Consider the following 14,697-nt stretch of genomic DNA (forward strand, 5'->3'; position numbering starts at 1 on the left):
AATCTTTTTTATTTTTATAAGAGAGAAAATCCAAAGAGAATAAGAGAGCATGAAAAACACCAAGTTTAATTTTTTAAATACTCAAGTTCAGAAGGAACAGAGCCAGGTTACAGACAAGAATGGCACGGCGGTATCTAATCCTTCAGACAGCATGGGCAGTATTTTTTCCAGCGGAAACAACTCTGTCAATGTTAATTTTTCTCAAAGCTCAGGTTCAATGGGCGGAGTTCAAAATATCTTTTCAGGCACTGACGAAGGCGGATTTTATTCAGAAGGCAGCATTTTTGGCAATGGCTATAACAACAAAAATAATTATTCGATATTTAATAAACAAAACTACAACAGAGAAGAAGGATTGGGCATTTTAACCGAAGAAAAAGTCTTAAATCAAAAAAACTCTGACACTCCCAAAAGAACAAATCCAAAATCAGAAGGTATTGATATACCCCAAAGGGAAAATCCTTTTGCCGCCTTTAGAAATCCCGACCCCGAATTTGACAGCCAAGGCAGCATAGGTGAAAGTCTGTCATTTTTAAATCCTTCCAACTGGTTTAACAAGAATAAATAGTAACTGACAAATAACCCAAATTGCCATATAATATCAACAGGTAGTTATTCAGGCAGGATTTATGAAGCCATTAAAGCGTTCTACAATTAATTTATTATTAGTAATTGTACTGTTAATATTTGCATTTTCGGTGCTTTATATGGTTTCAACCAAATGTTTTGAAAGAACTTTTTACGACCTTTTTACTAAAATAACTGTTTCACAGTCCAAAGCTTCCGGCGATATTGTTACCGTTGTGATTGACGATGAATCTATCAAAAAAATAGGCGGTTGGCCTTGGGTAAGAACTTATTATACAGATATTTTTGAATTTTTAGAAAATTATTCCCATTCCAAACTGATTATCTTTGATGCAATCATCTCAATAAACGGGGATGCGCAGGCGGATGCACAATTTTTAAAAAACTTGAAAGGACTTGATAGCCTTATTGTCGGGATTGACTTTAACAAATCCGACAAAAGCTTTATAAGACCGCAGGATTTAGAGTACTTAAAAAAGAATTTTGCCTTAGAAATTTTAGATAACCGTTCAGAAAAATTTCAAAGACATTCCGGGTATTCGGGTTTTAACAGTTTATTGGATGATTATATTTACCATATAAATGCAGCCGGAGCTGCCACTTCTATATTGGATTCTGACGGACTTATAAGGCGTTTTGAGCCTGTAATTAACTTTCAGGGCGGCTATTACCCTTCATTACCTTTAAGCGCTTATCTTAAGCTAAATCCCGCACAGATTATTATTATAAATGACAACAATTATGAAATAGTTGATAAAGAAGGACACTCTCTAACAATTCCGTTGGTACAGGAAGCTGATTCTTCTTCCCAACTCATACATTGGTATAAGCCTTATAACAAAGAAAATTGGGGCGGGCATAAGCAGTACAAAGCCTGGGAAATACTGGAATCTTTCGAAAATATAAAAAACGGCAAACAACCTTTAGTTAATCCTGCTGAATTCAAAGATAAAATTGTTGTGATAGGAGCAACATCGCCATTTTTACACGATATAAAAAACACCCCTATTTCTCAAAATTTTCCGGGGGTTGATATTCAGGCAACTGCTGTTGACAACATGTTCAACCAAAACTTCATTAATGCTCCAAAATTATCGTTAAATTTGCTTATTTTAGGCATGACACTGCTTCTTGTACTGTTAATAACTAAATATTTTTCAAATACAACATCGGCTGTTTTAATTCTTTTATTAGCGTTCTCATATTTTTATATTGCATTATTCGCATTTTCAAAAGGGGTAATGGTGATAATAATTACGCCTTATCTGTTTGCGCTTTTAGCGTTGATTGTGCTTTACGCTTACAAATTTTCCATGGAAGACACCAAAAAGCAAAAACTCAGAGTGGCAATGGAAAAATACGTTAATACCGATATTGTAAGCGAAATCATCCAGCATTCGGAAGAGGTGAAACTCGGGGGCAAAAAGACTGAACTTACAGTACTTTTGGCAGACATAAGAGGTTTCACAAGAATATCGGAAACTTTAGAACCTGACAGAGTTTCTGACCTGTTAAACGAATATTTTGCCGAAATGCTTCCAATCATAGGAAAGCATAACGGTAATGTTAATAAGTTTATAGGTGATGCAATTTTAGCCGTATTCGGAGAATCAACCAAAGACACCAACCACCCTAAAAATGCCATAATTTGCGCTTTTGAAATGCAAGAGAGGATAAAGGAACTCAGGAAAAAATGGAAAAAAGAAAATAAACCGCTCATCGGTATAAGCATAGGTATAAATACGGGCTTGTCTTTCATTGGCAACATAGGTACAGCTGACAAAATGGAGTATACGGTTATAGGAGATACCGTCAATGTTGCTTGCAGAATAGAGGCTCAAAACAGGCACTTTAATACCCAAATTCTTATAAGTGAAACTACCTACAATCGCGTGAAAAATTTTGTAGACGTAATTAAGATAAGTGAAGTCGAAATCCGTGGAAGAGAAAAACACATTAATATTTACGAAGTTATAGATATTTTAAACAAAGATGAAACTCGCTGATAAATTAACCAATTTCAATACCATAAAAAAGGCTATAGAAATTGAGATTAAAAACAATTACATAAATATAGACGGCAAAACACAGTCTTTTGCTAAATTTATAGCAGGCGAAGTTAAAAAAATAGTTAAGCTTTTTCCTAAAGAAACCAAATGGAAAAAACTTTTAAAAAAGCTTGAATATTACCATATGGACAATGTTTCAGAAAGGATAAACAATTTAAACGAACTTATAATACTCCTTCATACACCGATAGATGAAGACGACACCATAAAAAACAACCTGTATTCCACAGACCCTGATGAAATTCCCGTAATGTACGCAAAGGGTATAGGACCCAAAGTAGCCAAAATATTAAACAGAGTAAATATTTTCACCATAAGCGACCTAATCAATTACTACCCCAAAAGATACCTTGACTACACTCAAAGAACAAAAATCTCCCAAATAGAAAATAACGAACAGGTAACAATCTTCGGCACAATTAAATCCGTGAGTATGTTCAACTCTAAGAATAAAAACTTAAGCATACTAAAAATCCTTGTTACAGACGGCAGCGGAACGCTCAGCGCAACATGGTTTTATGCAAAAGCAAACCGCAGTATGCAGGAGAGATACAAAGCCCAATACCCTAAAGGTGCAAATATAATCCTTTCAGGTATTGCAAAGCATGATAAATTCTCAAATCTGTTCGCTATAGACAGAGCGGAAGCAACAATCATAAGCGGGGATTTTGACGAAAAAGACATAATTCACAACGCAAGAATAGTACCGATATACCCTTTGTGCGAAAACCTTAATGCAAAAACTCTTCGCAAAGCCATTTTTAACTGTCTGGAACAATATTCTGATAAAATCAAAACCGTCCTCCCTCAATCAATCCTTGAAAAGCTTAATCTGTTTGATAAAAAAACAGCGATAAATCAAATCCACTTCCCGTCGGACTTTGATACTTTAGAACAAGCGCGTACCACGCTTATTTTTGAAGAGCTTTTTATACAACAGCTGAAATTTATGTTAATCAGGGAAGAAACAAAAAGATTAAAAAACACTTTGGTCATAAATATAAAAGAAGGCGGACTGGTTGACAAATTCGTAAAGTCCCTGCCTTTTACCCTTACCGAGGCTCAAAACAAAGCCTTCAACGAAATTCTAAGCGACCTTAACTCTACCGAACCTATGCAAAGGCTGCTTCAAGGCGATGTCGGCAGCGGAAAAACAGTAGTAGCTTGCATGATGCTCCTTGCTATAGTAGAAAACGGATATCAAGGCGCGATTATGGCGCCTACCGAAATTCTGGCAGAGCAGCATTATAAAAACTTTATCAACTGGCTGACACCGTTGGGTGTGAGCCTTGGGCTGTTTGTAGGCAGACACGGGATAAAAACACGACGAGAAACCCAAACCAACCTCAAAAACTCACAAACCGATATTGCAATAGGCACTCATGCCTTGATACAAACAGGAGTTGAATTTGCAAACCTTGGCGGTATAGTAATTGATGAACAGCACAGGTTTGGGGTAAGGCAAAGGAAAGAACTTTCGCAAAAAGGGCTAAATCCTCAAATGCTCACAATGACGGCTACGCCTATTCCAAGGACGTTAGCGCTGAGTGTGCATGGCGACCTTGATTTAACAATTATAGATGAGCTGCCTGCAGGCAGAAAACCCGTAAAAACCTCTCTCATAAAAGCTTCACAAAGAACAAAAACTTACGGGCTGATAAGAGAAGAAATTGAAAAAGGCAACAAGGCATATATTGTTTTTCCTCTGATAGACGAATCGGAAACATTATCGGCAAAAGCCGCCACAAAAGAAGCTAAACGTCTTGCGGAAAAAGTCTTTCCTGACCTAAAAATAGGGCTTGTCCACGGTAAACAAAAACCGCAGGAAAAAGAAGAGAATATGCTAAAGTTTAAAAACGGCGAATATCATATTCTTGTAAGCACAACCGTTATTGAGGTAGGTGTTGATATCCCCGATGCGACTGTCATGATGATTGAAAACTCCGAACGCTTCGGGCTGTCGCAATTACACCAGTTAAGGGGCAGAGTCGGCAGAAGCGATAAACAATCATATTGTATCCTCGTAAGTGATACAAACACTTCTGAAACAAAAGAGCGTTTGAACGTGCTGGTGCAGACCAATGACGGGTTTGTAATAGCGGAAAAAGACCTGCAAATACGAGGACCGGGGGAATTTTTAGGCACAAGACAAAGCGGGCTTCCCGACCTTCTTATTGCAGACATTGTAAGAGATACAAAAATTTTAGAGATGGCAAGAGAAGAAGCAATAAATTTCTTAAAAACGGACAATCTCTTAAAATACTCCAATCTGAACAAAATCATCCAAAAACAAATTGAAGATATGAAATCTTTTATTAATGCGGGTTAATTTAATAGGCAAAAAATTTTTTATATTGTAAAATAAAACCTATGAGCAGAAAATATGACATAGTAATAATAGGTTCAGGTCCCGCAGGGTATACAAGCGCAATAAGAGCCTCGCAATTAGGGGCAAAAACAGCTGTTATTGAAGCGGGTTTTGTTGGCGGAGTTTGCTTAAACAGAGGGTGTATACCGAGCAAGTCGATGCTTTTTCAAACCCAAAAATTTGCAGATTGCAAAAGCCTCGATAAGTATGGCATAAGCATAGAAAATTTATCGTTTGATTTTGCCAAAATGCTTGAAAACCGCACCACTACCATCGAAAAAATCAGGAAAAGCCTCGAAAATACAATTACTTCAAACGGCGCTGAAATTATATGCGGTATGGCAAAACTTGATGAGAACGGAAGACTTTTTGTAAAAGATGAACAAATAGAATACGGTAAGTTAATCATAGCCACGGGGGCTAAACCGAGACCATTGCCTGGTATGCCTTTTGATAATCATTTTATTATCAACTCGGATACAATGCTTTGTCTTAAAGAAATGCCCGAAACAACATTTATTATAGGCAGCGGCGCAATAGGCATAGAATGGGCAAGAATTTTGTCCGCTATGGGGAAAAAAGTGATAATAATGGAACTTGCCGACAGGTTAGCTCCTTTTACAGATGAAAACGTATCTAAGTACGTTGAGCGTATAATGAAAAAGCAGCGGATAGAATTTTATACCTCAACTTCAATAAAATCAATAGAAGACAGAAAAGTTATTTTATCAAACGATAAAGAGTTTGAAGTCGATAAAATCCTTGTAGCGGTAGGGAGGATTCCCAATCTGATGGGGATTGACAAGCCGGGATTTGAAACAGACAGAGGCTTTATAAAAACGGATGAAAATTTTAAAACAAATCTTGATAACGTCTATGCAATAGGCGATATAACAGGCATACAAATGCTTGCCCATACTGCATCTTATCAGGCAATGCAATTGATTGAACATTTACTTCTAAATAAACCCGTCGAAATAAACTACAAAAATGTACCTTACATTGTATACGGCAAACCGGAAATAGCTTGTGTAGGCTACACGGAAGCCAAATTAAAAGCTGAAAATATTGAATATGAAGCTATACAATTGCCGCTTACCATTAGCGCCAAAGCTTATATTGACGGCGAAACAGACTCAATGGTCAAAATCCTTGTATCAAATGACTTAATCGTAGGAGCTGCTATTATTGCAAATGATGCTTCTGCCTTGCTCCAACAGCTTACTATTGCAATGGACAGAAAAATAAAAGTTTCAGAATTGATAGAAGTCGTTTTCCCTCACCCCACCACCTCAGAGGCTTTGCTTGAAGCGCTTGCAAGTTTTCACAATAAATCCCTGCATGTAAGAAAGGTTTAAAGAATGCAAACACAAAGCAGACAACGACTTCCGCAATGGCTGAGAAGAGGCGTAATTGAATGCGACAGCACAAAAATTGTACGGGATATTTTAAAAGAAAATAATCTTAATACTGTTTGTGATTCCGCCAGATGTCCTAACAAAGCCGAGTGTTTCTCAAAAAAAACAGCTACTTTTATGATTATGGGCAAAAACTGCACCCGCGGCTGCCGGTTTTGTGCGGTAAATCATACAAAACCGGAACCGCTAGACGAAAACGAACCTCTCAATATCGCTCTTGCAGTGCAAAAGTTAAGCCTTCTGTATGCGGTAATCACATCTGTTACCAGAGATGACTTGCCTGACGGCGGAGCGGAGCATTTTTTGAAAACCATTATAAAAGTAAACGAACTGAACCCCGATGTAAAAATAGAGGTTTTAACTCCTGATTTCAAAGGTGATACAACCTCCATTGATACGGTAATAAATTCGCCGCTGTCTGTTTTCAACCATAACCTTGAAACAACAAAAAGGCTTCACAAAACTATCCGTCCACAGGCCGGTTATGAGCGTTCGTTGGAAGTTCTTCGTTATGTCAAACAAACTCGTCCCGACCTGAAAACCAAGACAGGTTTAATGGTTGGTTTAGGTGAAACTTTTGATGAGCTTGAAGAAATCTTCAAAGACCTAAAATCAATCAACTGCGATATTGTGACAATAGGGCAGTATATACAGCCGTCAAAAAATAATGTTGAAGTCGTAAGATATGTGGAGCCGCAAGAATTTGAAGAACTGGAAAAACTCGCCAAATCTATCGGTATCAAATACACCTTTTTTGCCCCTTTAGCCAGAAGTTCATATCGTGCAAAAGAAGTCTTTGAATAAAACTAAACAGCTATTTTAATAATGACTTTTTTTACTTTTTTGGCAGTGTCAATCTGCTGAGAAGGTAAGTGGGCATCTTGCGGGAAAAATATTAGAAAATCACCCTCTGACGCCTCACAAAAATCACACTTGCCTTCGTAAAAAATCAAATCAGTTTCTTCATTATAGTCACAGACGGGTTTCAAGCCATCCAAAGGGCAAAACCCAAAACGCTCTGCGCCTGTAATCATAAACTGGATATCAATATATTTTCTGTGGGATTCTATATTATCAGAGAGTTTTGTTTCATACTCCTGAACGTTCATAAAAACATCATCACCGTCTATAACGTATTTGCCTGAAGGTACATCCTTCAAATCATTTGCTTCAAGGTATTTAAGCGCCTGTTTGATACGCGGCGATAAACCGTAATAATATTTTGCATTTTTTATACTGTCTTTAATCATTTTTTTGCCTTTATACAACCTTTATCGGATTGGTAAACACATAAGGAATACCTTTAAAATAGGCTTCGACTCTGTATTTACCCGGTTTAAGATTATCATATTCAATCAAACTTGTTTTTTTATCGTAGATTTTCTCTCCGTTATAAATCAACCTTACATCAGCGCCAACAGGAATTTTAAAAACAAGTTCGCAATATGGTTCGCTCTCAAAAGTACCTCCTGCATGAACTTCAGCATCTTTGCCTTTAGCATAAAACTGAGGTAAATCGGAAGTTTTGGCGGCTTTTTTGTTCAGTATTATGTTATTACCTTTTTTTATTGCTTCAAAAATTTGCGTTTTTGCTTCATTAAAGTCTGAAGATAAAGGTGTAGCCAAATTAATCACATTATTCAAGGCTGTAAAATAATCATAATAATCAGAAACTATAAAATTCAACCCAAAGCGGTTTACAACAAATCTGTGCGCGTCAACGCCGCCAATTGCAGGGACAATATTGCGCTTTGAATTATTAAGCCTATCCCACCACTGTAAAACAGGCACCGTAGGACCTTTTGCTCTTTTATGCCTTAATAAATGCTGAATGAGCTGGCTATTATTTAATGAAAAATGGTCAATCCAATCAGATAAATAATTCCAAACCTCAAGACCGTCAAAAGTATTTATACTCCAATCAAGCCAACGTAAAGCCACATGATTATTCTTGCGATAAATATTTTCATCGGGATGCGCTACGAAGCAAAATCCGCCCTGCTTATGGACTTCATCTATAAATAATTCGGGAGCAAGTTCTTCATCGATTTCTTTTTTTACATCAAATGCCAAAAGGTGATTAGAAGTTGCAGGCGAAATTTCGTCAATCACAAGTACACAAACTCCGTCATAAAAGCCCTCTTCTTCAAGTCCTTTTAAAGAGTTGTGGTCAGATACTACTATAAAATCCAACCCCGCCCGTTTAGCTTCTTTAGCTATAAAATCAATCGTTTTTGTTCCGTCAGAATAGGTGGAGTGCATATGAATTGCACCTTTATAAGTATATACCACTTTTAACCTTTCACTATAGCAGCACCTGAACTTGTACCAAGCCTTGCTGCACCTGCCTCAATAAGTTTTACGGCATCGTCATAAGTTTTAATGCCGCCGCTTGCTTTAACTTCAAGCCCAAAATCTTTTACGGTTTCATACATAACTCTTACATCTGGCGCTTTTGCCCCTGCTCCGTTTTTGACGAAACCTGTAGATGTTTTAACAAAAGAAGCGCCGGATTTCGCACAAATCAAACTTGCCTGTTTAATCTCATCAGAAGTAAGCAAATCTGTCTCAAGTATAACTTTCACAGGGATAGCGCCTGCTGCCGCTACCACGGCTTCAAGATCAGACTGCACCAAAGAATACTTCTTGTCCTTCATTGCAGTGATATTAAGTACCATATCAACTTCATCGGCGCCGTCTTCAATTGCTTTTGCTGTTTCAAATGCTTTTACATCGCTTCTTGAAGCCCCCAGAGGGAAACCGACAACAGTTACAATTTTAACATTAGAGCCGTTGAGATATTCTTTTGCAAATCTAACATTTACGGGATTTACACAAACACCCAAAAACTTATATGCCACAGCTTCATCAAAAAGTTTTTTCAATTCAGCTTCCGTTGCGTCAGGTTTTAACAGAGTATGCTCTATGTAATTATTAATTTCTTTCATATTTTCCTCTTCTTAACTATAATATTTATTGTCTACAAAAATACAGTTTTGGTCAAATATGAAAAGAGCCATCCTAACAATTTTAATAATGCTGCTAATTTCTCCAAGTGTTTGCGCAAAAGATAATACAGCACAGATGATTTATGCTGATGCCTACGGGCATCTTATCAAAAATAACCTTTTTGAATCTAAAAGACTTTATGAAAAAGGCATTAAAATATACCCGAACAGCTCATTTTTGTACGCAGGTCTGGGGGATGTTTATTTAAAAGAAAAAAAATATGACAAAGCCCTGGAATATTACACACAGGCGCAAAGAAAAAGCCCCGCCAACCCCAACTATAAAATAAGTTTTTATAACGTAATGGCTGAAAAAATAAACGCAAAAATACAATCCTCGGTGGAGCTGTTTTTTGCCGCCTCAAAAAATGCAACGGATAATGCTGTTATAGCTAAAAATATAATGGCTGTTAACAATGAAGATTACACAGCCCTGCGGTTTATAACCGATTTTTATCAGGATTTTAACGATAAAGACCTGCAAGAAGGTAATCAGGAACGCTTTAACGGTAAATACGACAAAGCCGTCAAAGCTTATCAAAACACTCTTTTAAAGGCACCTGACAACTATAAAGCGCTGAATAATATTGCCCTGCTTTATATGGACAAAAAAGACTTTAAAACAGCGCTTGTATACTTAAAAAAATCGGAAGAAAATAACAAAAACTCTTCTTATATTTACAACAATCTTGCTGTATGTTCTTTTTATCTGAACAATTACAATGAGATGAACTCTTATTTTGACAAAGCATTAAAAAGCTACAAAGACTATTCAAGCGTTTATAATAATCGTGCGGCGGCAGAAATTTATATTGCATTAAATTCCTTCAATAACCAAAATATTGCCGCATTAGCAGGTATAGCCAAGTCACACCCTGATAATATTTTCGCTAAAAGAACACTGGCATCGCTTTATAATTTGAAAGGAGATTATTCCAACGCCGCTGCAGTTATAAACACCGCCAACAATGCCTATAACTTTAATCTGTTTTACCTAAAAGCGTTATACAATTTTAAAAATAAAGATTATCTGACTGCGAATGCCGATATAGACAAAGCTATTTCTCTGTATTCCTCAAACCCTGATTTTTTCATACTAAAAGCAAGAATATTAAGTGCAACTGGCGATTTGTCGGGAGCAGCGGAATACTTTGAAAAATCAATATCCAAAAGACCTTCAAACAACACCATTTATTATTACTATGCCCAATCTCTCGCTAAAATCGGACGTTTCAAAGAAGCGGGCATGATGATGAGCAAGTACCTTGAGATGAATAATATAAAAATCAGTTCTGATGTGTTTTTGAAATAGCTTAAAAACCCTTGACTCAGCTGATAATTTTGCAGGAATAAGCTTCTGTATATGTATTTTTGTTAAGCCAAAATATATAAAAAACTTGTGCATGACCACAAACGAACTATATACTAATTTTGGATAGGCACTTAAATTTATTCGGTTAAATGACTGGGGAAATAAGGATGTTAAGCACCTTTGTTATTGGCGTATACGGCAAAAACAATTATTCTGATAAAGTGAGTTTTGGGGCAGAGTTGCCGTCGCATTTGAAGACTTATAAAAGCTCATATACTTCACAAAGATTAAAATATCCTCCAAAGGAAGACGGCCCATACGGCTCAATACAAAAAGTTCAAAAGAGATTAATTGAAAGTATTGAGAAAGAAGCGTACCTCAAGGGAGTTTCCGTTTCCGAGCTTTTAGCAGAAAAATTAGGCTTCCCTTCCCACAAACCGACTAATTTTTCAATGCCAAGTAAAACGGTAAGAATAGATAATTTAAGAGTGTCCTCCCTGATTGATGGGGGGCAAATTTTTAAAAAGACACTTGATTATATAGAGGGCGCTCAAAAATCTATTCAGGTAAAAATGTTTGAATTCCAAAATTTAAAAATTGATGGTGAGCTTTGGCCGAGAAACGGAGCTGAAAATTTACCCGGAGCTCAAGACCAGCAAAGAATTCTGGAAACAATAATCAAAAAGAAACAATCAAACCCCGATATGAAAATACAAATGATACTGGATGCCCATAAATGGTACATAGACGGCAGCGGAAAGAGAAAAAGACACTACGGTAATCAGGCGGTCATTAAATACCTTAAAGAAAAGGGGATTGATGTTGTATTCTACCCGAAAGATGCTATGATTCAACACGAAAAAGTTTTAATCGTAGATTCTAAAAAAGCTGTAATAGGCGGCATGAACTGGGGCAACCACTCCTGTGCAAACCATGATGCCTGCCTTGCAATTGAAAAATTCAAAGGTCAAAATTCCGCAATAGATAATTTGGTTCATGATTTTAATACCGACTTCAAATTCTGCTGGTACAAGATAGGACAAAAAAGATTTGTAGACGGACCTTTAAATGAAGAAGAGCAAAAATTATATAAAGGAATAAATAAAGAAATCAAAGAAGAAAATGTTCATTTTTACAATCTTTTAAAAGATTATTTTGACACCCCTCAAGCAAGAAGCAGGTACTCGGAAGGGCGTTTAGACTTAATAGAAGCAAATCCGGTAAAAGATTCTCCGATAAAAATATTGAGAACTAAACCCAGAGAGCTTGAAGAAATCGGAGAAAAAGGAAGCGAAGGCATCCTCGACTACCTTACAGACAGAGTAAAAACCGCCAAAAAAATCAGCGGAGAACTGTTCTTCTTTACGGACAAAGAGCTTATAAAAACAATCATAAAAAGGGTTAAAGCGGGTGAACTCGATGCCAGATTTATAATCGAGAGAAATGTTTTCCCATACTGCGAGAATGCGTATGATGAACTTAAAGAAGCCGGTATAGATATACGAATTTACAAAGGACACAGAAGAACAAACCAAAGAATGCACGCTAAATGGGCAATTTTTGACGATGCGGATATTTTTATGGGTTCTTCTAACTGGACATCAAGAGCGCTAAGACAAAATCTTACTACAGGTGTGAGAAAAGACCTGCCGCTGCATACAAAAGAAATTGAAGAAAAAATACTATACTTCATTAGAGAAGTTAAACCCCACGAAAACAAACTTCACCTGCCGAATATAAAATGGGACGGCAGCGCAAACAGCTATCAAAAGTTAAAAGAAACAAGAAAATTGTTAAAATCCGTTTACAGGCAGCTTAATGAAAAAGGTTACGCATTCTTCGCTTTAGACGGACATCATTATAGCTTTAATCAAAGTGAAATGTCGGTTTTTGTTGACGGAGTAAAACGCCCGTTTCACCCTGATGATGAAAGAACCGTTATGGCAGAAGTCCGTAAAATACAAGAATTTTATAAAAGTATACAGTACAAACACCTTTCAAAAGAAAAATACAAAAGAGGCAACAATGAAGTAGCCATAGTAGTCAACTCGCCAAATCTGGCAAAAACTTTTTTAAAACAATTTGAATTGGATTACAATTATTCAAAATCAAACTATGAAACAGAAAACAATCAGGACATTCCGAGTATACCGCCGAAGTTGCACCTTGCAGGATAATAATATGCAAATAACACCAATCAGACTTAATACCCAAAGTATAACAACAAATAACAACAATAAATACGTAAAGAACCCTGTTTCAACACCGTTAAACGTTCTTAAAGATACTGATGTATACCATTATTATCAACCTAATTTCAGGGGAATATTGTTTGAAACAAGAGTTATAAAGAGCGTTAAAGATAAAGAGTTCCAAGGTGAAGGTATCTATAGGAAACTGCCAACAGGGTCTTTTATCGATTTAAAAAAATTAAACTACAAAAATATATGCAAAGAACCTCTGGATATAACCAAATCCACAAGAAACGAAATCACAGCTCACAGGTTTTCTTTGGCGCTTATAGAAAATAATGCAAGAAACCCTGATGAAGATTCGGAATTCTCCACACAATGGGTTACAAAATACAACCCCGACAACAGACATTCCCCTCTTGCGGTTTCACATGCGTTGAATGACTTTTTCACTATGGAAGAAATTTTTGCAAAAAACAGACAAATCCTGAGAGACCCCGGACGTTGCAAATCATTGGATATCCCAATAACAGACAAAGAGGGCAATCTTTGTATAGACGCCATAGTCTTTGATACTGAAACAACGGGAACAAATATAAATAAAGACAAAATTGTTCAAATAGGAGCAAGACTGATTAAAAACGGCAGACTGGTTAAAGGAGAAGAAGGCGAATATGACAAACTTATAAACCCTGAAATCCCAATCCCCCCGGGCGCTTCTGCCGTAAACGAAATTACGGATGAAATGGTCAAGGATGCCCCGCCTATTGAAGGTGTAATGAATGAATTCCTGGGGAAATACATGAACAAAGGAAACGGCGTAATTGTTGCCTGGAACGGGGTAAAGTTTGATATTCCGCTCCTGAACAGAACAATAAGAGAATTAAGAGAAGTAAATGATATTAAACCCGGAAACCCAAAAGACAAAATTATTTCCGAAAAACAGCTTTTTAAGGTTTTAGACCCTCAAATTCTTATAATGAGAATCCATCCGTTTTTAGGCGCATCAAAAAAACTATCTAACCAGTACCATTGGATGTTCTGCAAACCCATGGAAGATGCGCATGATGCGTTGGCGGATGTAAACGGTACTATTCCCATACTCAAATATTGTCTGTATTGGCTTAATGAACACAGGACAAACAAATCCGTTCCCCTTACGCTAAGACAGGTTTTACTCTTCCAGAACGGCGCCCCGAACATTCCCGAAATCGAATCTTTCCTTCATCCTTCAAAGAATTTTAACGCCAATGTTCAATTCAAAGTATCTTACAGGCCTGAGAATTTGGATGTAATAAATTATTTTGACAAATACTATCTGGACGAAAACAGTCTTTATGATTTAGAAGAGGAAATAGGTGAAATTAATATCCAAAAACTTAAAGACAAAGAGATAGTCGGTACAAAAATAAACGATAAGTATAAAGGCAGCCCGCTTCAGGCCGCCGAAACCAAAAAAATCCCTAATTCAAATAAAAAAATAAGTCTTTCTTACGTTATGAGAGAAAATTTCAAGAAAGTGTTAGGATTTGCGGAACTTGAGCCATATAACGGCAAAACTAAAGAAGAAATAGAAGATATTATTATTGAAAAATCAAAAGTTTATCTTGGAGAAGACAGCAAAACTCTATTTATAAAAAACACAAACCCCGATGATGTCCCGTTGGGAAATGATCTGCCCGATGACAACATCACAAGAAAAGTAATGCAGGAAATGAAAGAAGACGAAGAGTAAAAACATA

The 14,697-nt window shown here is 36.7% G+C and carries 11 protein-coding genes; 8 read left to right on the forward strand and 3 right to left on the reverse strand.

The features are described 5' to 3' along the window. Window positions 1-49 precede the first annotated feature (49 nt). From PHX18_04220 to lipA, 5 genes are all read left to right on the forward strand, one after another. A complete protein-coding gene (locus PHX18_04220) occupies window positions 50-568 on the forward strand; it encodes a hypothetical protein (protein MDD3593817.1) in 519 nt (172 codons plus the stop codon). A gap of 61 nt (window positions 569-629) precedes the next feature. After that, the gene (locus PHX18_04225) at window positions 630-2,594 is read left to right on the forward strand and encodes an adenylate/guanylate cyclase domain-containing protein (protein MDD3593818.1); all 1,965 of its coding nucleotides are present in this window, start codon (window positions 630-632) and stop codon (window positions 2,592-2,594) included. Further along, window positions 2,581-4,986, forward strand: coding sequence for an ATP-dependent DNA helicase RecG (recG, locus tag PHX18_04230; protein MDD3593819.1), 2,406 nt, complete (start codon window positions 2,581-2,583; stop codon window positions 4,984-4,986). The genes PHX18_04225 and recG overlap by 14 nt, the downstream gene beginning before the upstream one ends. A gap of 41 nt (window positions 4,987-5,027) precedes the next feature. Further along, window positions 5,028-6,383 (forward strand): dihydrolipoyl dehydrogenase, encoded by a 1,356-nt coding sequence (gene lpdA, locus PHX18_04235; protein ID MDD3593820.1) that lies wholly within the window; start codon window positions 5,028-5,030, stop codon window positions 6,381-6,383. 3 nt (window positions 6,384-6,386) lie between these two features. Beyond that, complete coding sequence (gene lipA, locus PHX18_04240) at window positions 6,387-7,247, forward strand: lipoyl synthase (protein ID MDD3593821.1); 861 nt, start codon at window positions 6,387-6,389, stop codon at window positions 7,245-7,247. A gap of 2 nt (window positions 7,248-7,249) precedes the next feature. Here lipA and PHX18_04245 read toward each other — a convergent pair whose 3' ends face one another. Genes PHX18_04245 through deoC form a run of 3 tightly spaced genes read right to left on the reverse strand, consistent with a single transcriptional unit; the run spans window position 7,250 to window position 9,391 of the window. Then, window positions 7,250-7,693: a YhcH/YjgK/YiaL family protein gene (locus PHX18_04245; GenBank protein MDD3593822.1), complete on the reverse strand. Its 444-nt coding sequence runs from the start codon at window positions 7,691-7,693 to the stop codon at window positions 7,250-7,252. A gap of 10 nt (window positions 7,694-7,703) precedes the next feature. Next, complete coding sequence (locus PHX18_04250) at window positions 7,704-8,705, reverse strand: hypothetical protein (GenBank protein ID MDD3593823.1); 1,002 nt, start codon at window positions 8,703-8,705, stop codon at window positions 7,704-7,706. 32 nt (window positions 8,706-8,737) lie between these two features. Then, window positions 8,738-9,391: a deoxyribose-phosphate aldolase gene (deoC, locus tag PHX18_04255; GenBank protein ID MDD3593824.1), complete on the reverse strand. Its 654-nt coding sequence runs from the start codon at window positions 9,389-9,391 to the stop codon at window positions 8,738-8,740. A gap of 88 nt (window positions 9,392-9,479) precedes the next feature. On the opposite strand from deoC, the gene PHX18_04260 reads away from it, so the two are divergent. The 3 genes from PHX18_04260 (at window position 9,480) to PHX18_04270 (ending at window position 14,690) form a co-directional block, all read left to right on the forward strand. Continuing rightward, on the forward strand, window positions 9,480-10,763 hold the full coding sequence (locus PHX18_04260) for a tetratricopeptide repeat protein (protein MDD3593825.1): 1,284 nt from the start codon (window positions 9,480-9,482) through the stop codon (window positions 10,761-10,763). A 167-nt stretch (window positions 10,764-10,930) separates the two neighbouring features. Further along, a complete protein-coding gene (locus tag PHX18_04265) occupies window positions 10,931-12,940 on the forward strand; it encodes a phospholipase D-like domain-containing protein (protein MDD3593826.1) in 2,010 nt (669 codons plus the stop codon). 4 nt (window positions 12,941-12,944) lie between these two features. After that, window positions 12,945-14,690, forward strand: coding sequence for a 3'-5' exonuclease (locus PHX18_04270; protein ID MDD3593827.1), 1,746 nt, complete (start codon window positions 12,945-12,947; stop codon window positions 14,688-14,690). Window positions 14,691-14,697 lie beyond the last annotated feature (7 nt).

The sequence above is a fragment of the Candidatus Gastranaerophilales bacterium genome (assembly GCA_028696075.1).
GTDB lineage: Bacteria > Cyanobacteriota > Vampirovibrionia > Gastranaerophilales > JAILCC01 > JAQVHS01.